This is a genomic window from Micromonospora sp. R77 (genome assembly GCF_022747945.1).
GTDB lineage: Bacteria > Actinomycetota > Actinomycetes > Mycobacteriales > Micromonosporaceae > Micromonospora.
Genome location: NZ_JALDST010000001.1, coordinates 1,840,369 through 1,860,315, shown reverse-complemented (window position 1 = coordinate 1,860,315; position 19,947 = coordinate 1,840,369). Strand labels below are relative to the sequence as shown.

Annotated in this window: 25 protein-coding genes and 1 pseudogene; 11 read left to right on the top strand and 15 right to left on the bottom strand. The window is 72.1% G+C overall.

Going from position 1 to position 19,947, the window contains the following annotated elements; all coding sequences use genetic code 11:
* Window positions 1-59: 59 nt before the first annotated feature.
* From MRQ36_RS08530 to MRQ36_RS08520, 3 genes are read right to left on the bottom strand one after another with little or no spacing between them, the layout of a single operon-like run.
* Window positions 60-1,868: an ABC transporter ATP-binding protein gene (locus MRQ36_RS08530; RefSeq protein ID WP_242794364.1), complete on the bottom strand. Its 1,809-nt coding sequence runs from the start codon at window positions 1,866-1,868 to the stop codon at window positions 60-62.
* Window positions 1,869-1,916: 48 nt separating this feature from the next.
* Window positions 1,917-2,426 (bottom strand): methylated-DNA--[protein]-cysteine S-methyltransferase, encoded by a 510-nt coding sequence (locus MRQ36_RS08525; RefSeq protein ID WP_242794363.1) that lies wholly within the window; start codon window positions 2,424-2,426, stop codon window positions 1,917-1,919.
* Window positions 2,423-3,943: an AlkA N-terminal domain-containing protein gene (locus tag MRQ36_RS08520; RefSeq protein WP_242794362.1), complete on the bottom strand. Its 1,521-nt coding sequence runs from the start codon at window positions 3,941-3,943 to the stop codon at window positions 2,423-2,425. The genes MRQ36_RS08525 and MRQ36_RS08520 overlap by 4 nt, the downstream gene beginning before the upstream one ends.
* A gap of 175 nt (window positions 3,944-4,118) precedes the next feature.
* Here MRQ36_RS08520 and MRQ36_RS08515 point away from each other — a divergent pair, with 175 nt between their 5' ends.
* On the top strand, window positions 4,119-4,586 hold the full coding sequence (locus MRQ36_RS08515) for a hypothetical protein (RefSeq protein WP_242794361.1): 468 nt from the start codon (window positions 4,119-4,121) through the stop codon (window positions 4,584-4,586).
* A 32-nt stretch (window positions 4,587-4,618) separates the two neighbouring features.
* On the opposite strand, the pseudogene MRQ36_RS08510 reads toward MRQ36_RS08515, so the two are convergent.
* A pseudogene (locus tag MRQ36_RS08510) lies at window positions 4,619-5,434 on the bottom strand (EamA family transporter); the annotation flags it as partial.
* An 87-nt stretch (window positions 5,435-5,521) separates the two neighbouring features.
* Here MRQ36_RS08510 and MRQ36_RS08505 point away from each other — a divergent pair.
* Genes MRQ36_RS08505 through ychF form a run of 3 tightly spaced genes read left to right on the top strand, consistent with a single transcriptional unit; the run spans window position 5,522 to window position 7,960 of the window.
* Window positions 5,522-6,019, top strand: a complete 498-nt coding sequence (locus MRQ36_RS08505) for a MarR family winged helix-turn-helix transcriptional regulator (protein ID WP_242794360.1) — start codon at window positions 5,522-5,524, stop codon at window positions 6,017-6,019.
* A gap of 60 nt (window positions 6,020-6,079) precedes the next feature.
* Window positions 6,080-6,814 (top strand): peptidase E, encoded by a 735-nt coding sequence (locus MRQ36_RS08500; protein WP_242794359.1) that lies wholly within the window; start codon window positions 6,080-6,082, stop codon window positions 6,812-6,814.
* Window positions 6,815-6,874: 60 nt separating this feature from the next.
* Entirely contained in the window at window positions 6,875-7,960 is a 1,086-nt protein-coding gene (gene ychF / locus MRQ36_RS08495) for a redox-regulated ATPase YchF (RefSeq protein WP_242794358.1), read from the top strand.
* 117 nt (window positions 7,961-8,077) lie between these two features.
* Here ychF and MRQ36_RS08490 read toward each other — a convergent pair whose 3' ends face one another.
* The 5 genes from MRQ36_RS08490 to MRQ36_RS08470 form a co-directional block, all read right to left on the bottom strand.
* Complete coding sequence (locus MRQ36_RS08490; RefSeq protein ID WP_242794357.1) at window positions 8,078-8,431, bottom strand: hypothetical protein; 354 nt, start codon at window positions 8,429-8,431, stop codon at window positions 8,078-8,080.
* Between the two features lie 231 nt (window positions 8,432-8,662).
* Complete coding sequence (locus MRQ36_RS08485) at window positions 8,663-9,013, bottom strand: hypothetical protein (protein WP_242794356.1); 351 nt, start codon at window positions 9,011-9,013, stop codon at window positions 8,663-8,665.
* A gap of 147 nt (window positions 9,014-9,160) precedes the next feature.
* Window positions 9,161-9,616 (bottom strand): lamin tail domain-containing protein, encoded by a 456-nt coding sequence (locus MRQ36_RS08480; RefSeq protein ID WP_242794355.1) that lies wholly within the window; start codon window positions 9,614-9,616, stop codon window positions 9,161-9,163.
* Window positions 9,617-10,525: 909 nt separating this feature from the next.
* Window positions 10,526-10,963: a DUF6234 family protein gene (locus MRQ36_RS08475; protein ID WP_242794354.1), complete on the bottom strand. Its 438-nt coding sequence runs from the start codon at window positions 10,961-10,963 to the stop codon at window positions 10,526-10,528.
* An 86-nt stretch (window positions 10,964-11,049) separates the two neighbouring features.
* Window positions 11,050-12,258: an MFS transporter gene (locus MRQ36_RS08470; protein WP_242794353.1), complete on the bottom strand. Its 1,209-nt coding sequence runs from the start codon at window positions 12,256-12,258 to the stop codon at window positions 11,050-11,052.
* A gap of 163 nt (window positions 12,259-12,421) precedes the next feature.
* On the opposite strand from MRQ36_RS08470, the gene MRQ36_RS08465 reads away from it, so the two are divergent.
* Genes MRQ36_RS08465 through MRQ36_RS08455 form a run of 3 tightly spaced genes read left to right on the top strand, consistent with a single transcriptional unit; the run spans window position 12,422 to window position 13,821 of the window.
* On the top strand, window positions 12,422-12,859 hold the full coding sequence (locus tag MRQ36_RS08465) for a nucleotidyltransferase domain-containing protein (protein ID WP_242794352.1): 438 nt from the start codon (window positions 12,422-12,424) through the stop codon (window positions 12,857-12,859).
* A gap of 4 nt (window positions 12,860-12,863) precedes the next feature.
* Window positions 12,864-13,553, top strand: coding sequence for a hypothetical protein (locus MRQ36_RS08460; protein WP_242794351.1), 690 nt, complete (start codon window positions 12,864-12,866; stop codon window positions 13,551-13,553).
* Between the two features lie 28 nt (window positions 13,554-13,581).
* Window positions 13,582-13,821 carry a hypothetical protein gene (locus tag MRQ36_RS08455; RefSeq protein ID WP_242794350.1) on the top strand — a complete coding sequence of 80 codons (240 nt, stop codon included), beginning with the start codon at window positions 13,582-13,584 and terminating at the stop codon, window positions 13,819-13,821.
* Window positions 13,822-14,172: 351 nt separating this feature from the next.
* Here MRQ36_RS08455 and MRQ36_RS08450 read toward each other — a convergent pair whose 3' ends face one another.
* Both MRQ36_RS08450 and MRQ36_RS08445 read right to left on the bottom strand, forming a co-directional pair.
* Entirely contained in the window at window positions 14,173-14,538 is a 366-nt protein-coding gene (locus MRQ36_RS08450; RefSeq protein ID WP_242794349.1) for a PQQ-binding-like beta-propeller repeat protein, read from the bottom strand.
* Between the two features lie 2 nt (window positions 14,539-14,540).
* Window positions 14,541-15,299: an aminoglycoside adenylyltransferase family protein gene (locus MRQ36_RS08445; RefSeq protein WP_242794348.1), complete on the bottom strand. Its 759-nt coding sequence runs from the start codon at window positions 15,297-15,299 to the stop codon at window positions 14,541-14,543.
* 199 nt (window positions 15,300-15,498) lie between these two features.
* Between MRQ36_RS08445 and MRQ36_RS08440 the strand changes: the two genes are divergently transcribed.
* From MRQ36_RS08440 to MRQ36_RS08430, 3 genes are all read left to right on the top strand, one after another.
* Window positions 15,499-15,903: a VOC family protein gene (locus MRQ36_RS08440; RefSeq protein WP_242794347.1), complete on the top strand. Its 405-nt coding sequence runs from the start codon at window positions 15,499-15,501 to the stop codon at window positions 15,901-15,903.
* On the top strand, window positions 15,900-16,181 hold the full coding sequence (locus MRQ36_RS08435) for a helix-turn-helix domain-containing protein (RefSeq protein ID WP_242794346.1): 282 nt from the start codon (window positions 15,900-15,902) through the stop codon (window positions 16,179-16,181). The genes MRQ36_RS08440 and MRQ36_RS08435 overlap by 4 nt, the downstream gene beginning before the upstream one ends.
* Window positions 16,182-16,309: 128 nt before the next feature.
* Complete coding sequence (locus tag MRQ36_RS08430) at window positions 16,310-16,579, top strand: DivIVA domain-containing protein (protein WP_242794345.1); 270 nt, start codon at window positions 16,310-16,312, stop codon at window positions 16,577-16,579.
* Window positions 16,580-16,618: 39 nt separating this feature from the next.
* Here the strand turns inward: MRQ36_RS08430 and MRQ36_RS08425 are convergent, their stop codons facing one another.
* The 3 genes from MRQ36_RS08425 to MRQ36_RS08415 form a co-directional block, all read right to left on the bottom strand.
* The gene (locus tag MRQ36_RS08425; protein WP_242794344.1) at window positions 16,619-17,350 is read right to left on the bottom strand and encodes a class I SAM-dependent methyltransferase; all 732 of its coding nucleotides are present in this window, start codon (window positions 17,348-17,350) and stop codon (window positions 16,619-16,621) included.
* Window positions 17,351-17,414: 64 nt separating this feature from the next.
* Window positions 17,415-17,906 (bottom strand): GNAT family N-acetyltransferase, encoded by a 492-nt coding sequence (locus MRQ36_RS08420; RefSeq protein WP_242794343.1) that lies wholly within the window; start codon window positions 17,904-17,906, stop codon window positions 17,415-17,417.
* 43 nt (window positions 17,907-17,949) lie between these two features.
* Complete coding sequence (locus tag MRQ36_RS08415; protein ID WP_242800944.1) at window positions 17,950-18,633, bottom strand: vancomycin high temperature exclusion protein; 684 nt, start codon at window positions 18,631-18,633, stop codon at window positions 17,950-17,952.
* A 98-nt stretch (window positions 18,634-18,731) separates the two neighbouring features.
* Here MRQ36_RS08415 and MRQ36_RS08410 point away from each other — a divergent pair, with 98 nt between their 5' ends.
* Window positions 18,732-19,205, top strand: a complete 474-nt coding sequence (locus MRQ36_RS08410; protein ID WP_242794341.1) for a GNAT family N-acetyltransferase — start codon at window positions 18,732-18,734, stop codon at window positions 19,203-19,205.
* Here the strand turns inward: MRQ36_RS08410 and MRQ36_RS08405 are convergent.
* Window positions 19,171-19,941, bottom strand: coding sequence for a class I SAM-dependent methyltransferase (locus tag MRQ36_RS08405; protein WP_242794339.1), 771 nt, complete (start codon window positions 19,939-19,941; stop codon window positions 19,171-19,173). The two genes, MRQ36_RS08410 and MRQ36_RS08405, sit on opposite strands and share 35 nt — an antisense overlap.
* Window positions 19,942-19,947: the final 6 nt, after the last annotated feature.

Genomic DNA, 19,947 nt, shown 5'->3' with positions numbered 1-19,947 from the left:
CCCGGTCCAGGTCGAGCCGTCGCCGCGCGGCCGGGGGACGGACCCGTCCGGTGCTTCGGTCACGAGCGCACCAGGCCGGCGTCGTCCGGCCGCCGTGCCGGCCGGGCCGACAGCACCGCCCGGTACGCGGGCACCCCGGCCAGCAGCTCCGAGTGGGTGCCGACGGCGACGATCCGGCCGTCCTGCAGCAGCGCCACCCGGTCGGCGAGCGCCACCGTGGAGGGTCGGTGCACCACCAGCAGGGCGGTGGTGTCCCGCAGCACCCGTCGCAGCGCCGCCTCGACCAGCGCCTCGGTGTGCACGTCCAGCGCGGAGAGGGGGTCGTCGAGCACCAGCAGCGCGGGCCGGCCGAGCACCGCCCGGGCCAGCGCCAGCCGCTGCCGCTGCCCACCGGAGAGGGTGAGCCCCTGCTCGCCGACCCGGGTGGCCAGACCCCACGGCAGGTCGTACGCGAAGTCGGCCTGGGCGAGGGCGAGCGCGGCGCGGACCTCCTCCTCGTCGGCGTCCGGCCGGCCGAGGGTGAGGTTCTCCCAGACGGACATGGAGAACAGCGTGGGCTCCTCGAAGGCCACCCCGACCAGCCGGCGCACGGAGGCCAGCCGCAGGTCCCGTACGTCGTGTCCGTCCAGGGTGATCCGCCCACCGGTCACCTCGTGCAGCCGGGGGACCAGGGAGAGCAGCGTGCTCTTGCCGCAGCCGGTGGCGCCGACCAGGGCCAGCGTCTCGCCCGGCTCGACGGTCAGCTCGATGTCACGCAGCACCGGGTCGGGGCAGCCGGGGTAGCGGAACGAGACCCCGTCGAAGCGCAGTCGGCCCCGGACCTGTGCCCGGTCCAGCGTCCGGGCGTGCGGAGCGTCCACGATGGACGGCTGGGTGTCGAGCACCTCCTGGATCCGGTCGGCGGCGGTGGCCGCCTCCTGTCCGTTGGCGATGATCCAGCCGAGCGACTGCACCGGCCAGATCAGCATCAGCTGGAGGCTGACGAAGGCGACCAGCTCGCCGATGGTGAGCCCGCCCCGGGCGGCGGCCGCCGCACCGGCCACCAGCACCACCCCGAGGGTCAGGTTGGGCACCAGGTCGAACAGCGCCGAGGTGCGGGCCAGCAACCGCGCCTTGCCCACCCCGGTGTCGTGCAGCGCGCGGGCGCCCACGGCGAACCGCTCCGCCAGCTCCGGCCCCCGCCCGTACGCCTTGGTGGTCCGCAGTCCCTGCGCGGTCTCCTCGACCAGGGTGGCCACGTCGCCCTGCTGGTCCTGCATCCGCCGGGACGCGGCGTGGTAGTGCCGGGCGAACCGGCGGCTGATCAGGAACAGCGGCACCGCGCTGACCGCGACCAGCAGCCCGAGCACCGGGTGCAGGCGGACCAGCAGCACCACCACGGCGACGTAGGTGACCAGGTTCAGCACCAGGAAGAGCAGGCCGAAGGAGAGGAACCGGCGGACCACCGACAGGTCGCTGGTGATCCGGGAGAGCAGCTGGCCGGACTGCCAGCGGTCGTGGCAGGCGGCGGGCAGGCGTTGCAGGTGGGCGTAGACGTCGGCGCGGATGGCGGCCTCCATGCCGACCGACGAGGAGGACTGGGTCCACCGCCGGACGAAGATGAGCACCGCCTCGGCGAGGCCGAGCACCAGCGCCAGGGCGCCGAGCCGGAGCAGCCCGGCGGTGTCGTGCCGGGCGATCGGCCCGTCGACCACCCGCTGCACCACCAGCGGCACGGCGAGGCTGGCGGCCGTGGCGGCGAAGGCCGCGACCAGCAGCCAGCCGAACTCCGTCGCGTACGGGCGCAGGTAGGGGTGCAGTCGCCAGAGGTTTCGCAGCGGGTGGGGGCGGCCACCGACTGCGGGGTTGCCGTCGCTCTGCGCAGGCACTACCCGACGGTAGCGGCAAATTGGCGACACGCCGCTGTCGGCTTCCCGTCACTGTTCGCCCGGGGCCTCGTGGTGCAGCAGCCACGTCTTCACGTCCAGCCCCCAGCGGTAGCCGCCGAGCGTCCCGTCGGTGCGCAGCACCCGGTGGCAGGGCACGAAGAGCGCGGCGGCGTTCCGCGCACACGCCGCCGCGGCGGCGCGTACCGCCGCCGGCCGTCCGGCCAGTTCGGCGAAACCGGTGTACGTCACCGGCCGGCCGGGCTTCACCTCGCGGAGCACCTGCCAGGCGTGCGGCAGGAACGTCCCGCCGCTGTGCTGCTGCACCGGCACCACGTCGATCGCGGCCAGGTCACCGGCCAGGTAGGCGGCGACGGCGGCGGTGACCGGGCCGAGGTCGGTGCGGTGCCGCAGGTCACCCCGCAGCCCCGGGTGGGTCAGCGGCAGCAGGCTCGCCGGGTCGGCGGTGAAGCCGGCCGCGCGTACCGCCCCGTCGGGGCCGGTGAGGATGCTCAGCGGCCCGACGGGCGTGGCGACGACGGTGCTGTCCAGTGTGGTCATGCTGCTCTCCAGAGTCGGATCACCGCGTACGACCGCCAGGGGCGCCAGCGGTCGGCGTACGCGTCAAGGGTCTTCGGGTCGTCGGGCAGGCCGAGCGCGGTGGCGCCCCGGCGGACGGCGAGGTCGGTGGGGAGCAGGACGTCCGGGTCGCCGAGCGCCCGCATGGCCACGTAGCCGGCGGTCCACGCCCCGATCCCCGGCAGCGCGGTCAACCGCCGCACCGCCTCCTCCCGATCCCCGCCCCCCTCCAGATCCAGCTCCCCGCCGGCCACGGCCCGCGCCACCCCCCGAATCGCCTCCCGCCGCCCCGCAGGCATCCCGAAGGCCCCATCCGGCAGTTCCAGCACCTCCTCCGCACTGAGAAACCCCCGCAACCCCCCACCGCACCCCCCGTTCTCCCGGTGATCATGGGTTTGGCGGTGGTTTTGGAGATCCACATCGCCGCCAACCCCATGATCATCGGGGTGGGTGGGATGGGGGTGGGCGGCGGCGGTGAGGAGGCGGGTGAGGGTGGTGCGGGCGGAGGTCAGGGAGATCTGTTGGGTGGCGATGGCGCGGAGGGCCATTTCGAAGCCGTCCACGGCATGGGGGAGGCGGATTCCGGGGTCGGTGCGGACCGCTGCGGCCAGGGCGGGGTCCTGGGCGAGGGTGTCGTCGATGGCGGTGGGGTCGGCGTCGAGGTCGAAGAGGCGGCGGCAGCGGGCCACCGCGGGTGCCAGGTCGCGCATGTCGGCCAGTCGCAGGGTGGCGGAGACGTGGCCGTCGGCCGGGGTCAGCGCCGCCTCGCCGGGTCCGTGCGGCAGCCGCAACCCCCGGCGGTACGTCCCGTCGTGTACCTCCTCCACGCCGGGCAGTGCGCGCAGTGCCAGGAAGTCCAGCAGCGCCGCCGTGTGCAACGGCGGCCGGTACGCCAGCCGCAGCGTGATCGTGCCCGCCCCGCCGACCGCCGGCCGCCCGCCGCGGCTGACCCGCAGCTGCGACGGGGTGGCCCCGTACACCTCGCGGACGGTGTCGTTGAACTGGCGGACGCTGCCGAACCCGGCGGCGAACGCGACCTCGGCGAGGCCCAGGCCGGTGGTCTCGATCAGGATCCGGGCGGTCTGCGCGCGCTGGGCCCGGGCCAGGGCGAGCGGCCCGGCCCCGAGTTCGGCGCGGAGCATCCGGTGCAGGTGGCGTTCGGTGTAGCCGAGCCGGGCGGCCAACCCCGGTACGCCGTCCCGGTCGACCACCCCGTCGGCGATCAGCCGCATGGCCCGGCCGACCAGGTCCGCCCGCACGTCCCACTGCGGCGAACCGGGGGCGGCGTCGGGGCGGCAGCGGCGGCAGGCGCGCAGCCCGGCGCCCTGCGCGGCGGCGGCGGACGGGAAGAACCGGACGTTCTGCCGCTTCGGCGTCATCGCCGGGCAGGACGGCCGGCAGTAGATCCCGGTCGAGGTCACGCCGGTGTAGAACCAGCCGTCGAAGCGCTGGTCACGGCTGTCCACGGCCCGGTAGCACCGTTCGAAGTCCAATTCCACGCCACCGATCCTGCCTCGCTGGTCGGGGCTTCGGCTGGCGGGATTCGGACCTCGCCGTACCGGACGAACGGGTCGTCGGAGGTGAAGAAGTGTCGGTCGTGGTCGGTACGGTCCGGCCACCAACTCAAGAAAAGGTGCGCAGGATGGCGAGCGTGGCCGGGCGAGGTGCCCGCTGATGCGGTCGGGGCGGATTCGGCTCGACCGGGCGGTGGTGCAGGGCTTCTACGACCGGATGCGGGTGGTGGCGTCGGCGGCGTACGGCGCGATCGAGCGGGACCGGGCCGACGACCCGGTGCGGGCGTTCCCCGAGACCGCCTGCGGTCGGCTGGTCGGCTCGCTCGACGGGCCGGGGCTGCGCGCGCTGGGCATGTGGGCGCACCACTGGTGCATGCGTTTCTATGACGACGACACCCGGGTCGGCCTGCGGCTGGTCCGGCAGATCGCGGGTCGGCGCGGGCTGGGCTGGACGGCCGACGAGGTGCGCTGGATGCTCGACCAGTCCTACGCGGCGGGCCCGGCCGCCGCGCACCGGTTCACCCTGCCGCTGGCCGCCGCCGCGGAGCTGCCGCCCGGCGCGCTGCCCGAGTGGGGGGACGGGACGGCGTCCGAGTGGCCGGACGGGCGCCGGCTGCTGGCCGGCTGACCGGTGAGCTGCCCGAGCGTCATCGCGCCGACCGCCACGGCGAAGCCGGCGAGCTGGATCGGGGTGAGGGCCTGCCCCAGCACCAGCCAGCCGAGCGCGGCGGCGGTCAGCGGGCTGAGCGCGCCGAGCACCGACACCTGGGTGACGGGCAGCCGGGCCGCGCCCCGGAACCACAGCGCGTACGCCAGCGCCGTGCCGACCAGGCCGAGCCACGCGTACCCGAGCGAGGCCGGGCCGTCCGGGGCGGGCGGCGGTCCCTCGACGGCGGCGGCCAGCGGCACGACGAGCAGGCCACCGGCGACGAGTTGCCAGCTCGTCACGGCGAGGGTGCCGATCCCGGCGGGCCGCCCCCAGCGTCGGGCGAGCACCAGCCCGGCGGCCATCGCGGCGGTGGCGGTGAGGCCGGCCGCGACGCCGAGCGGGTCCAGGCCGGCACCGGGCCGGAGCACCACCAGGGTCACGCCGAGCGGCGCGACCAGCGCGGCGAGCAGTGCGGGCCGGCCGGGCCGGCTGTGCAGGGCGACCACGGTGAGGCCGGCGACCAGCAGCGGCTGGACGGCGCCGAGCACGGCGGCGGTGCCGCCCGGCAGCCGGTACGCGGCGAGGAAGAGCAGCGGGAAGAAGGCGCCGATGTTGAGCGCGCCCAGTGCGCCGGCCCGCCACCACCAGGCGCCCCGGGGCCGGTGGCGGGTCAGCGCGAGCAGCAGCAGCCCGGCGGGCAGGGCCCGGAGCACGCCGGACCAGAGTGGCCGGCCCGGGGGCAGCAGCTCGGAGGTGACCAGGTAGGTGCTGCCCCAGGCCACCGGGGCGGCGGCGGTCAGTGCGACGTCCGGCCAGCGTCGGTCCATCTCTTCACCTCAACACTAAGTAGCTTAGGGCTAAGCTAATCACCGGTAAGGGAAGAAGGGAAGTGCGAGGTGGGGCACAATCCCCGGGTGGCAACGGACGACGTGGACGTCATCGTCGCGCAGTGGCGGCGGGAGCGGCCCGGCATGCGACCCGAACCGATGGCCGTCTTCGGGCGGATCTACCGGCTGGCCCGGCTGGTCGGCGACGGCCAGGAGAAGGTGTACGCCGGGTGGGGGATCAGCCGGGGCGAGTTCGACGTGCTCGCCGCCCTGCGCCGCGCCGGTGAGCCGTACGCGCTGCCGCCGAAGGCGCTCGCCGCCGGGCTGATGCTCACCTCCGGCGGGATGACCGGCCGGCTCGACCGGCTGGAACGGGCCGGCCTGGTCCGGCGTACGCCCGACCCGGCGGACCGGCGGGGGCTGCGGATCGTCCTCACCGACGCCGGCCGGCGGGTGGTCGAGGAGTCCGTCGACGCCGGGCTGGCCGTCCAGCGGCGGATCCTCGACGCGCTGCCCCCCGACGACCAGGCCCGCCTGGCCGACCTGCTGCGTACGCTGCTCGCCACCGCCGAGGCGGGGACCTGACCGGCGGGTCCGCCGGACGTGCCGCAGGATGATCGTGACCGAGTCGTCGAAGGGACCACCATGGCCGCCAGCGAGCCGACCATCGTCGCCACCAGCATGGGCTTCACGAGCCGACGCCGGGGCCCGTACGACGTGCAGCCCGGCCCGGTCTTCGACCTGATGGCCGAGCTGGCGGGTGCCGACGAGCCCCGGATCTGCTACCTCAACCAGGCCGTCGGCGACCAGCCGACCGCGCTGGCCACGTTCCACGGCGCGTTCGCCGGCACCCGGTTCCGCGCGTCCCACCTGGCCCTGTTCCCGATGCCCAACGTCGACGACGTGCGGGCGCACCTGCTCGCCCAGGACGCCATCTGGGTCGGCGGCGGCAGCGTGGCGAACCTCTGCGCGGTGTGGCGGGTGCACGGTCTGGACGAGATCCTGCACGAGTGCTGGCAGGCCGGCGTGGTGCTCGCCGGCGTCTCCGCCAGCTCGATCTGCTGGCACCTCGGCGGGGCCACCGACAGCTACGGCCCGACCCTGCGCGGCTTCACCGACGGCCTGGGTTGGCTGCCCTACGGCAACGGCGTGCACTACGACGGCGAGGAGCAGCGCCGCCCGCTGATGCACCGGCTGGTCGGCGACGGCACCCTGCCGACCAGCCACTGCACCGACGACGGCGTCGGCCTGGTCTACCGGGGGACCGAGCTGGTCGAGGCGGTCGCGGACCGGGAGGGCGTGTCGGCGTACGAGGTGAGCCGGGCCGAGGACGGCAGTGTCCGGGAGACCCGGATCGAGCCCCGGTTGCTGACCGCCTGACACCCCCTTTTCCCGGCCGGCTGCCGGGTGGTCGGCGGGAGGCGCGTAAGCTGGCTCGTCGTGAGTCTCACCATCGGCATCGTCGGCCTGCCCAACGTCGGCAAGAGCACCCTGTTCAACGCGCTGACCAAGAACGACGTGCTCGCGGCGAACTATCCGTTCGCCACCATCGAGCCGAACGTCGGCGTCGTCGGGCTGCCCGACGAGCGGCTGCACAAGCTCGCCGAGATCTTCGCCTCGCAGAAGGTGCTGCCCGCGCCGGTGTCGTTCGTCGACATCGCCGGGCTGGTCCGTGGCGCGTCGAAGGGGCAGGGCCGGGGCAACGCCTTCCTGGCCAACATCCGCGACGCCTCGGCGATCTGCCAGGTGGTGCGCGCCTTCTCCGACCCGAACGTGGTGCACGTCGACGGCAAGGTCTCCCCGGCCGACGACATCGAGACGATCAACACCGAGCTGATCCTGGCCGACCTCCAGACCCTGGAGAAGGCGCTGCCCCGGCTGGAGAAGGAGGCCAAGCTCCGCAAGGACCGGGCCGCCGCCGTCACCGCCGCCAAGCAGGCCGTCGAGGTCCTCGACGGCGGCACCACCCTCTACGCCGGGGCCGCCGCCGCCAAGATCGAGCTGGAGCACCTGCGGGAGCTGCACCTGCTCACCACCAAGCCGTTCCTCTACGTCTTCAACGTCGACGAGGCCGAGCTGGCCAACGCCGAGTTCCTCGACGAGCTGCGCGCCCTGGTTGCCCCCGCCGAGGCGGTCTTCATGGACGCCAAGATCGAGTCCGAGCTGGTGGACCTGCCCGAGGAGGAGGCCCGCGAGCTGCTGGAGTCGATCGGGCAGAACGAGCCCGGCCTGAACCAGCTCGTCCGGGTCGGCTTCCGCACGCTCGGGCTCCAGACGTACCTGACGGCGGGCCCCAAGGAGGCGCGCGCCTGGACCGTCCCGGTCGGCGCGACCGCGCCGGAGGCCGCGGGTGTGATCCACAGCGACTTCCAGCGCGGCTTCATCAAGGCCGAGGTGGTCTCCTACGACGACCTGGTCGCGGCCGGATCGATGGCGGCGGCGAAGGCCGCCGGCAAGGTCCGGATCGAGGGCAAGGAGTACGTCATGCAGGACGGCGACGTGGTGGAGTTCCGCTTCAACGTCTGAACCCGGCCCGTCGTCGCGAGGTCCGCTTGACGTGGCGGGACGGGCGGCGCCTTTATGTGGTGAGCTCCAGCCCGAACATCATATCGGGCTGGAGCTCACTGTTTACTGGCGTGCGCGCTACATGTAGACCCGCCCGCTGCAGTTGCTGGTGTAGTCGCCGCAGACCTTGAAGTCTTCGACCAGAACACTGTAGTTCTTCGTCGTGCAGCTTCCGCCGTAGGTGTCGTTGAACCCAATTCCCACTGTCGGGAGGGTGGCCCAGACGTAGGCGCTGCGACCATTGTTCGTGTTGTCGCAGACTTCCACCGTGGAAGTGCTGGCGTAGTTGGTGACACATGCCCGGTCGTAACCGCTGTATGCGCACTTGGTCGTCGCCGCGTACGCCACACCCGACACACCCGGAATTCCGGCGAGCACCACGGCGACGCCGAGCGCGGAAGCTCCTGCCGTGCGGCTGAGCAGTTTCTTCATTGTCTCCCCCGTCTGACGGCATTGTGTCATGCACAATGCGATGTACAGAGATGAAAGGATCATATGTGCGACTATGCGCCGGGCCAACGTTCTCCCTGCTGAGTCGATGTGATCCCGCTGCTTGCAGGTTTTCGCCAGGGTTGGTGCCGGATCGGACATGGCCCGGCGATGGGCAATCCCTCGCTCGATGAAGGAGCGAGGGGATTGCTCATTAAAATTGCATGTGCGTGCTCAGTACATGTAGACGTTGGGAATCTTGGTGCCGAGGTTCTCCTGCATGGTGAAATAGTGGACCTTGATGGTGGCCGTTCCCGTCTTGCATGCCCCACCGTAGAGGTCGGTGATGATGTACTGGTTGCCGTTGGACATGACGAAGAAGCCCGTCACGGACCGGCCGTCATCCTCGTTGTCGCACACCTCGTAGGATGACGTGCCGTTGTCGTTGTTGGTGGCGCACGCGCGGTCGTAACCGTCATACCCGCACTTGGTCGTCGCCGCTTGTGCCGCGGTCGGAATTGCGATGAGGCCAATGGCGACGCCAAGCGCAGAAGCGGTGGCGGCGCGGATCAGCGTCTTCTTCATTTGTCTCCCCGTGTCAGATCACTGCCGGTAAGGCAGTGGAAGCTCTGCGTTGCCAAGACTCTACATTCGCAGATTCCCAAGAGTCAATGCTCATGTTCTGTGGGCAGAAATGCCGCCACCGGGCCGGGCGCTGCGGGCGGACGAGGCTCAGCAGTTCGTGTAGCTGCCGCTGCTGCCCCAGGAGCAGGAGTCGATCCCCGTGCCGGCGGAGTTGCGCAGGTAGGCGGCGTCGCCGGTGTTGTTCCAGATGTAGGCGGACTGGCCCCAATAGAGGTTGCTGCTGGTGTTGGTGCCCTTGCCGGTGTGGATCACGACGCTGGCACCGGCCTTGAGGTACCAGTTGGTGGTGAACGTGAAGACGTGGCTGGACTTGTCGCGCACGGTCCAGTACTTGAGGTTGACGCTGGTGCTGCGCTTGTTGGTCAGCTGCACGTACTCGGCGTTCAGGCTGGTGTTCGACCCGGTGTCGCTGCCCGGCGAGTTGTAGTAGACCTTCGTGATCATGACGGCCGGGGTGGCGGCCTGCGCCGGGGCGGCGGCGGCCAGCGATCCGCCGACCGCGACGGCCAGCGCGGAGACGATCCCCGTCAGCTTCTTCTTCAAGTGGTCCCCCTCGGTGGAAAATGGTGGCCGGCGTGAACCCGACGCCCGGCCGGATGCGTCAATCGCATCGCATGCGCGGCAGATCGTAGCCACAGTGGACGGTCGGGTGCGGGTGGAAACGGCCCGGCCGCGTCAGTCCTGTCCGAAGAGCCCATCCCTGCTGCTCCAACGGTCCTGACCGTCGTGGGCCAGTGGCCATCGGCGCGCGTCTACCGGTCGGGCTGACCATGAGGCGAGGCGTGACGCCGAGCCGTCCCACCGACACCCGCCTTGATGAGGAACCGACATGGGTCCGCAACCTCGTGACGGATGCCGTGATCGTCCATATACCGGTAGCGGTCCAGGTAGCGGCAGCCCGTATCCCGATACCCGAGCCGGAGATACCGCGCGGCGGCTCCAGGACGGCGACGTCCTGTTATCGGCATTGCCTGACGATCATCTGCGGAAGTCCCTCGGCCACGTCGAGCACGCTAGTGAGAGTCGACCACCCGCACCACCAGGTAACACGTCGCGCTTCAGTCCTTCGGCTTCCACCAGGCCGCAAGGAGCCCAACGACGGCGAGGAGGAAGAGACAGTTGCATCCCGCGCACACCGCCAGGCCCAGCGGAGCGAAGGTTCCGTATTCCACCGGGCGAACATAGACGAGGCGGGTTCCAGCCCGTATGGTCGAACGCCCAGCCGTCGCAGCGGGCGTAGACGTGGAAGACCTTTCAGCCGTCTGCCGGACGCACGCCCACGATCTCGATCGGCCGATCCGGATAGGAGTCCCGACACACCCAGGCCCCACCAGGACTCTAGCCCCGGTGCTGCCACCAGCGGGTGACCATGGCAAGCAGGAAGAGCAGAGTGGGGCCGGCGAAGACCACCAGTCCGAACTCGACGACCGCGCCAACGTTCACGTACCAAACCTATCCGCCTGGGCAGCGATTGTCGTCGCCGCTCAGTTCCACGCAGTGGCCCGGCGGTCCGGGCTGCGCCGGAGCCGGGGCGGGGTTGAGGCTCTGGTAGGCGGAGGCGGCGAGGAACATGGCGGGGATCGCCAGCAGGGCCGCGAGCACCGCGAAGACGATCGCGGTACGGGTCAGCCGCAGCCGGTACGCCACGAACGCGATCATCACCGGTCCGCCCGCCGCCACCACCGTGATGATCAGCATGGCGAGGTTCGCCTGTCGCTTGAGCCCGTCGAGGTCGGCGGGCCCGTCCGAATAGTTGGCGGCCCACTGCTGCATGCCGATGCTGAACACCCACCACGCCAGCGCCAGCAGGGCGCAGACCCAGAGTAGGACCAGGATCCCGACCACCGGGCCGCCCCGACGTCCGGTCGAGGCCGTCGTCGCAGTCGTCATGCCGCCAGCCTGGTCGAGGCGGGACGGCCGCGCATGAGCCGGCGTACTCAGCTCACGGTGGACCCGACCAGCAGTCGGGGGAGGGTTCAGCCGGTTGTCGCCGGGTCCGGTCGGGCGTCGGGCGTCGCGGCCAGCAGGAGCGCCGACAGCGCCGCGCAGGCGGCCGCACCCACGAAGACCAGACCCGGTGCCGCGTACGCCAGCGACCAGCCGAACGCCGCGCCGGCCGCAACCGGCACGACGGTCTCCGCGAGGGCGCCCATCCCGGTCAGCGCGCCCTGCACGGTGCCCTGCTCGTGAGCCCGGACGCTGCCCGAGATCCACGACTGGACGGCGACACCGGCGACCGAGCCGAGCACGCCGACCGCCTGCAGGACGTGGAGCAGCCACGGCACGGAGACGAACGCCGTACCCGACAGGGACGCCGCGCCGAGCAGGCTGCCGGCGACCGCGGCCCGCTTGTCGCCGAGCCGGCCGACGACCGGACCGACGGCCCAGGTCTGGAAGGCCGCGCCGGCCAGCGCGCTGGCCGCCAGCACCAGGCCGACGTGCGTGGTGTTCCACCCGAAGCGGTACGTCAGGAAGAACGTCCACACCGACTGGTGGGTCATCCGGGCGACGTCGGCGCAGAAGCGGGCGTACGCGAGCCGCCCGAGCACCGGCCGGCGCAGCACGACGCCGATTGCGGCGACCGGGTTCGCCGTCCGCAGGGTCAGCGGGGTGGTGCGGTCGCCGGGCCGTGACTCGGGCAGGACGAACCAGCCGTAGGCGACGTTGGTCATACAGAGCGTGGCGGCGGCGAGGAACGGCAGGCGTACGTCGACGGCGCCGAGCAGGCCGCCGATGGTCGGTCCGGCGACGAAGCCGAGCCCGAAGGCGGCCCCGATCAGCCCGTAGGCGCGGGCCCGCGAGCCGGGCTCCGTGACGTCCGCGACGTACGCGTTGACCACGGTGTACGTTCCCGCGCACGCTCCGGCGAGGGCGTGGAACACCAGCAGGGTCCAGGGGCCGGGCGTCATCGCATGGGCCAGCCAGTCGACGCCGAGGCAGGTCAGTGACGCCAGTAGGACGGGCCGTCGGCCGTACCGGTCGGAGAGCCGGCCGAGCAGCGGCGAGACGACGAACTGCAGCAGGCCGTAGGTCGAGCCGAGCAGCCCGGACCAGACGACTGCGGTGGTGGCGTCCCCGGTGACGGCCGTCATCAGGGCCGGCAGGATCGGCACGATCAGGCCGAGCCCGAGCATGTCCAGGAAGACGGTGACGAGGAGGAAGGGGAGGGCGGGTGCCCGGCGCATTGCGGCTCCTGAGTCGAGAGGGCAGGGCCCCCTCGCGACTCACGGCGTGCCGGAGGTACGGAGGATCAGAATATCGGCGCCGTCAAACGATTTTTCTGTCGTCGCGCGGTGAGCCGTCTCCCGCCGCGCCATCGCACCTGGCGGTCGTGTGAGACTCGACCGCGTGGTGACAGCGGAGCGGTCGGAGGAAGTCCGATCGGTGATCGACCTGGTGGCCTCCTGGGCGACCGGGCGCGAGGACGTCGATGGGGTGCTGGTCGTCGGCTCCTGGGCCCGCGGGGCCGCGCGCATGGACTCGGACGTCGACATCGTGCTCCTCACCGACAACCCGGGTCACGCCGAGCCGAGCGGCTGGACGGATCTGCTCGGTGGCGACGTGATCCGGTTGGCGCAATGGGGAGCGTTGCGGGAGGTTCGGCTACGACGCCCGTCGGGACTTGAGGTCGAATTGGGGTTCGTGCCGCTGAGCTGGGCGGACACCGATCCGGTCGAGCCCGGCACCCGCCGGGTCGTCAGCGACGGCCACTGCGTCGTACGCGATCCGGCAGGTCGGTTGGTTGCCCTCTCGGCCGCCTGCCGCGCCCCGAGTAGCGCAGGCTGACCGCGTGCCTGCACCGCTGTACGGCGACTACTCCTGGCTGTTCGACCTGGTCGCCTGGGACGAGGTCGTACGACGCCGGGCGCTCGACCGGCACCAGGCGTTGGTCGCGGCCGCGATCGAGGCGCTGCACCGGTGGAACGTGCTGTGGGCCCGGGAGAGAAGTGCCGCACCGACCCGGCCGCAACTTGTCGCCGAGCTGGACCAGGCCGGCGCCGCCCGGTTCTGGTACCAGCGGCAGACGATCTCGGGACCGGTTGGTGCCTTCCTGGGCGCCGACCCTGGCGATCCCGTGACCGAGGCGCTGTGGTCGCCGTTCGCGGTGCTGTTCCTGCGCTGGGAGGCGCAACATCCGACCGAGTGGGGTGCGCCCGGGTCGCTGATGTGGTCCCGCTGGGGAACCAAGGAGAGCCTGCTCCGCAGGCTCGAACGCGGCGGCCTGCCGGACGGCACCGGCCCACAGATCGCTGAGTTGGTGCTTGCCGCGCTGCAGCGGCCCTACCAGTGCAAGGACTGGATGTACGCCCGGCTGGTCCGGCACCTCGACCCGTCGTTCCCCGACCGGGTCGCCGCGCTGGCGTCGGCGGACGACCCGTTGGTCCGACTCCGGGCCCGGTTCGTCCTGCACGCGGCCGGGGACCCCGAGCGACGGATCACCCGGGGCGCCTGGCAGCGTTGGCTGAGCGCAGACCACTGAGATCCGAGCGCATGACAAGGAGGACGGCGTGCCCGCCGAAGACCACCGGGTTACCCACCGAGCTTCGTCCTGTTACTACTACTCGATCGGTCTGCCACTCGGCGAGGGGCAGGGTGACGTGCCCGCTCTGCTGCGGCATGTGGCCACGTCGATCGACGACCTGGCCGAGCACGGCACGGTCGAGGTGGCGGGCCTGATGTACAGCGACGACGAGGTGAACGAGTACGGCGTCTGGCCGCGCATGACGGTCTTCTACACCCTCGACTAGCGGTGCGGTCCCCGGTCTCTACCGCCCGGCTGGCGCGCGAGCGATCACCGGAGAGCCGTGGTCGGGCAGGCTGAGTCGTCCTGGCGGTCGAAGAGGCGCAGGTACACCTCGATCTGATCCTCTACAAGGCCGCACAGGGTTTCCTCGCCGCTCCACGCGTGCTCGACACCCGGTTCGCGCCCGTGGATTGCTGCGCCGAACTCGGCCGGGACCCGGGCAGTGGCCCACGACCGACCTTCTTGAGCAGCAGACGTCACGGCGTGAGGCTATCGAGCCGGTCGGTTGATCAGGCACCCTGCCGGCTGGTCGGGACGGTGAGGGTGACGAGGCGGCCCTTGCCGATGGCGTGGATCAGGGAGCCGCCGCCCGGGACCAGCCGGTCGACCCGCACCGGCAGCCGCGCCGCCGCATCGACCTCGCCGTCACCGTGACGTAGCGCCGCAGGCCCAGCCCCGGCGTCGACCACAACCGGTCGCCGTTGTCGAGGTCGAAGCAGTGCAGGACGCCCGTCTGGCTCAGGTGGAGGCACCTTCCGTCCGCGACGGCGGTCGTACCCCAGCAGTCCTCGACGCGTTGCTCCCAGCGCAAGGTTCCGGTGGTCGGGTCCAGGCCGACCAGGCGTGAGTGCCGCTCCGCCACGACGAGGACGTCCGGGCCGGCGGCCATCGTCGCCGGGCTCGACCTCAGGTGCAGCAACCGCGACCACCGCACCGCCATGGTCACTCCTGGTGGCGGTGGTTGATCTCGGCGAGGACGTGGTCCACGTGCGGGCGTACCTGGGCCATCAGCTCGTCGCTCCAGCTCTCCTCGGAGTACGTGCGGTGGAGGTAGAGGTCGCGGGCATGTTCCAGGACGGGGCGGTGCTCCGGCGGGAGGTGGCCCAGCGCCCAGTCCGCGGCGGCGTCCTTGGACCTGATCTCGCCGGTGGCGATCGTGGTCCAGATGCGGGCGAAGGTCAGCAGGACGTTGCGGGTGTCGCCGGTCAGGTCGTCGAGCAGGCCGGGGATGCCCGCCACGGTCGCCCGCACGAAGTCCGCGTGCGGAACCGGATCGAGTACGTCGGCCGGCGGCGGGCCGGTGAGCGGATGGTCGCCCCTGAGCGCCATGGTGACCAGGAGGGCCAGGTCGGGCATCGGTTCCGGCTGCGGCGGCCCGTTGGTCTCGAAGTCGTCGCGTAGCCACTCGCCGTAGAGAAAGTCACCGGTCGGCGGGAAGCGCCAGGGTCGTACCTCCGACTGGACCACCACGGTCAGTTCGACGGGGCGGGCCTGGTTGCGGGAGCCGGAGATGGCCAGGAGCCCGTCGAGGAGGCTGCGCCGTTCCTGGTCGTCCAGGCCGCGCCGGGTGACGACCAGGACGTCCACGTCGCTGGCCGGTCTGAGGCCGCCCAGCACGGACGAGCCGTGCAGGTAGCTGCCGATGACCTCCGGACCGAGCACCCGGTCCACCAGCCCGACGATCCGCTGAATCTGATCCATCGCGCCAGTCTCGACCATTGGGCGGGCGGAGCGCCTCGGCATTTTCCGTCTCGCCCGCGCGCCATGCTCAGCAGCGGTGCAGGCCGACGCTGATGCCGCACGCGGTAGCCGACCGTCATGTCAGACGCAGGCAGTAGCCGACCCTGGTGCGTACGCATGTCGCTTGACGGACTACTTGCATTTTGCAAGTATGGCCCCCATGAGCCTCTTCATCACCTGCCCGGTCGAGAGCGTTGAGCGCGCAACCGCCTTCTACACCGCCCTCGGCTGGACCCTCAACGCCGAGATGTCCGACCACAACGTGTCATGCTTCGCGATCGCCCCCGAGCAGTACGTCATGCTCGGCAGCCGCGAGATGTACGCGAGCGTCGGCGGAGTCGAAGAGCTGGTCGGTGGACCTCAGACGCCCTCGAAGGTCACGGTCTCGTTCGACCTGGGCAGCCGCGAGGCGGTCGACGAGCTCATCGACCGCGCCGGCGCTGCTGGCGGGCGGATCGGTGATACCGACGACTACCCCTTCATGTACCAGCGCCAATTCGACGACCCCGACGGCTACCACTACTCACCGTTCTGGATGGAGGCGGACGCCGATCCGACCGCGTGAGCGACCTCGCCGCGGCCCTCGACATCGTCGGAGCACGGTGGGCCCTGCTCATCGTGGAGCGGCTGCTCGACGGGCCACAACGCTACGGCGATCTGCAGCGCGACCTCGGCGTGCCGACGAACATGCTCGCGACACGGCTGCGCGAGCTCGAAGCGGCCGGCGTGCTGGCCCGCCTGCCCCTTCGACACAACACCCGGGCCTATGCGCTGACCGATCGCGGGTTCGCCTTGCGCGAGGCGATCGTCGCACTCGGCAACTGGGGCAGGAACGGCGCCTAGGAAACGGGTGATGCCACGCCTGCGGCGGTGGGCCTGCTGGTCGGACGGTTACGGGATCGTCGCTCGTGTCCGAGAGACGCTCCCTGGTCCCCGGTCATGCCGTCGATCTGCTCCCGGATGATGTCTGCATGGCCGCCTACCGCTCCTCGTCCTACGTACCGCTGGCCCCCTGGCAGGTGCGGGAGCGGCGGTTCCGGCCGACCCGCCTCGGCCGGCGGGGCCTCGATCCGGCCGAGGTGACCGAGTTCCCCGACCGGGTCGCCGACGACCTGACCGCCGCCTACCGGGCGCTGGGTGACAGCCGGCAGGAGACGGCCCGGATCAGGGACGCGCTGCGGCGCTGGCAGTCCGAGCAGGCGCAGCAGCGGGTCAACGCCGGCCGTGCGCCCGCCGGCTGACCCGCTGACGCCGGGGTCGGGGGAGCGCCCCGGCCCCGGCTACGCGGTGCGGTAGACGGAGACGTGCGCCCGGCTCTCCGGGCCGAACGGCGAGCGGTCCCAGTCCGCCCACCGCTCGGCCAGCCGCAGGCCGGCCCGCTCGGCCAGCTCGTCGATCTGCTCCGGCCAGGCATACCGCATGGCGAACGGCTTCAGGTGTACGCCGTCGCGGTCGAAGGTGATGGTCTGCCGGACGAAGGTCTGCGCCGCCCGGTCGTACTGGTGCAGGCGGATCGTGGCCGAGTCCTCGGTCACCGCCCGCATCTGGACCTGCTCGTCCCGGTCGAAGCCGGCCGGGTCGGGCACGAAGGTCTCGACGACGAACGCCCCGCCGGGCGCGAGCACCCGGGCGACGTTGCGGAAGCAGTCCGCCTGGCGCTCCTCGCGCACCAGGTTGAACAGCGTGTTGAAGACCAGGAAGACCATGGTGTACGGCCCGGTGACCGGGACGTCCGCCATGTCGCCGATCGTGACCGGGATCCGGTCCCCACCGGGCTTGGCGCGGAGCTGCGCCACCATCTCCGGCGACGCCTCCACGCCCTCGACGGGAACGCCGCGGGCGGCCAGGGGCAGGGCGACCCGTCCGGTGCCGATCGCCAGTTCGAGCACCCGGCCGTCGCCGGCCAGTGGGGCGAGGAACTCGACCGTGGCGGCGGGATCGGGATTGTCGGTGCGGTCGTAGCTCGCGGCCCAGAGCCGGCCGAAGAGGCCGGGATCGTCGAGGATGGACATCAGGTGTTCCCTCCGGTCGGCACTCCACCCAGGACAACAGGGCCCCGGCGGTCGGGCAACGCAATTACCGGAGGGCCTTCGCCATCACCCGCTCGCGGTGGACGCCGTCGGGCATCAGCTCGCCCACCTCCCCGGTGTACGCCAGCCCGTGCCGCTCGTAGAGCGCCGTCGCCGGGGCGTTGCCGTGGGCCACGGAGAGGCGCAGCACCTCGGCGTCCACCCGGCGTGCCCAGCGCTCGACGTCCCGCACCAGCGTGTCGCCGACGCCCCGGCCGCGCCCGGCCGGTGCCACCCACATCGAGATCAGCTCCACCACCCCGGGCTCGCCGGTGGGCACGCCGCTGGCCATGCCGACCGGCTCGCCCGCGAGCAGGGCGACCACGTTGTACGAGCCGGGAATGTCCAGCCGGCCGCGCCAGCGCTCCTCGCGGTCGCCGTCGCCCTGCCAGTCGGCGAGCCGGGAACCGAACGCGTGGGGCGCCTCCGCGAGGGCCGCCAGGCGCAGCTCCCGCCAGATCGGCCAGTCGTCGGGGGTGAGGGCGCGCAACTCGATCATGTGAGCAGCGTGCCGCCCGGCCGGCGGGGTGGCCAATCGTTTTTCAGCTCGTGCGCAGCGCGTCCTCGACACCGGTCTCGTGCCGGCCCAGGTGGACAGGGTCACGCCGGGAGAGCAGATCCACCGCCGCCTTCACGCAGGCGCCGTACTCCCGGGCGGAGCTGACCCGCCACCGGTCGGCGTACCGGCGGGCGGTGTCGTCACCGACGCCGACGGCGTCGATGCCCAGCCGGCGGCAGAGCGCCACCGCGCGGGGCAGGTGGAACGACTGGGTCACCACGGTCGCCCGGTCCACCCCGAAGATCCGCTTGGCCCGCGCGCACGAGTCGTACGTGTCGAAGCCGGCGTAGTCCATCACGATTTTCTCCGCCGGCAGGCCGTGATCGAGCAGCCAGCGCCGCATCGCCTCGGGCTCGTTGTAGCCGGCGTGCATGTTGTCGCCGGAGACCAGGACCGCGCGCACCCGGCCCGCGGTGAAGAGCCGTCGGGCGAGCTCCAACCGGCCGGTGAGGAACGGCGACGGCGTGCCGTCCGCCTCGACCTTCGTGCCCAGGACCAGGGCGACCGGCTCGTCCGGCACGTCGGCCTCGGCGAAGAGATGGTCCTCGGCACCGGCGCGGATCCACGCCACGCTGCCCACGGTGACGGCGGCCAGCAGCACCGCGCCGGCGGCGACCGCGACGAGTGCCCTGCGGGCCGTCCGCCTGTTCCACCAGCGCCTCAACAGCTCTCGCACCCGGGTGAGTATCGCAGGCGCGTGGCCGCGTCGAGGCCCGCGTGACGGGGGGACATCGCGGGCCCCGCGATGCGGTTACCGTGTCGAGGATGGTGACGCTGAGACTCGAACCGATGACCGACGAGCAGTACGAGCGGTACCGGGCGCGCGCCGAGGAGGACTACGCGCGGAACATCGCCGACTCGGGTGCCATGCCGCTGCCGGAGGCGCGGGAGAAGTCCCGCGCGGACTACCAGCGCCTCCTGCCCGACGGCCTGGCCACCGAGGGCCACCGACTGTGGACGGCCTACGACGGTGCCGACGAGGTGGGGCTGCTCTGGCTGCACGTGGAGCAGAAGTCCGACGGCCCGCACGCCTTCGGCTACGACTTCGAGGTCCGCGAGGACCTGCGCCGCCGGGGCTACGGTCGCGCGATGATCCAGGCCGCCGAACAGGTCTGCCGTGAGCTGGGCGTGGTGTCGATCGGGCTGAACGTCTTCGGCTTCAACGCCGGTGCCCGCGCGCTCTACGAGGAGATGGGCTTCGAGGTCACCTCGGTGCAGATGCGCAAGCCGCTGCGCTGAGCGGCTGACGGTGGCTGCCGGCCACCACGATCAGCTCGCCGTCGTCCCCCGCGCCGACCGGTTCGCCGGCCCAGCCGCCGTGGATCCGCTCGACGGCGAAGCCCGCCGCGTGCAGGGCGGTCCGCAGTTCGTCCTCGGTGCGGAACCGGAGGGTGCCCGGGTCGAGCAGTTCGACGCCGTCCGGGAGGACCCGGTGGTGCCGGAACCGGACCAGGCCCTCGCCGACCTCGGTCAGCTCGGTCCAGGCCGTCACCACCGTGCCGTCGGGCAGCGTCAGCCGACGCCGCGAGTGGCGGGGGGTCCACCGCTCCCAGTGGCGGGCGGCCGGGTCGCGGGAGTCGAGGACCAGCCGGCCGCCGGGCACCAGCGCCCGGTGCAGGTCGGCCAGGGTACGTCGCCAGTCCGCCTCGACGTGGATCTCCTGCGCGACGTGGCTGGTCAGCACCGCGACGTCGTACGCGGCGTCCGGCAGGACCTCGGAGGTGCCGTGCCGCCAGGTGACCCGGTCGGCGCCGGGCCGGACCCGTGCCGCGGCGAGGAAGGGGCGGTGCGGGTCGACACCGGTTACCGAGTGGCCGGCTCCGGCGAGCGCCACGGTGAGGCGTCCGGTGCCGCAGCCCAGGTCGAGCACCCGGGCCGCCGGGGTCTCGCCGACCACCGCGAGGAAGAAGTCGTCGTCGCGGCCCCACGGGTTCTCCGCGTCGTAGATCGCCGCCAGGGCTGGGTGGTCCACCATGCCCGG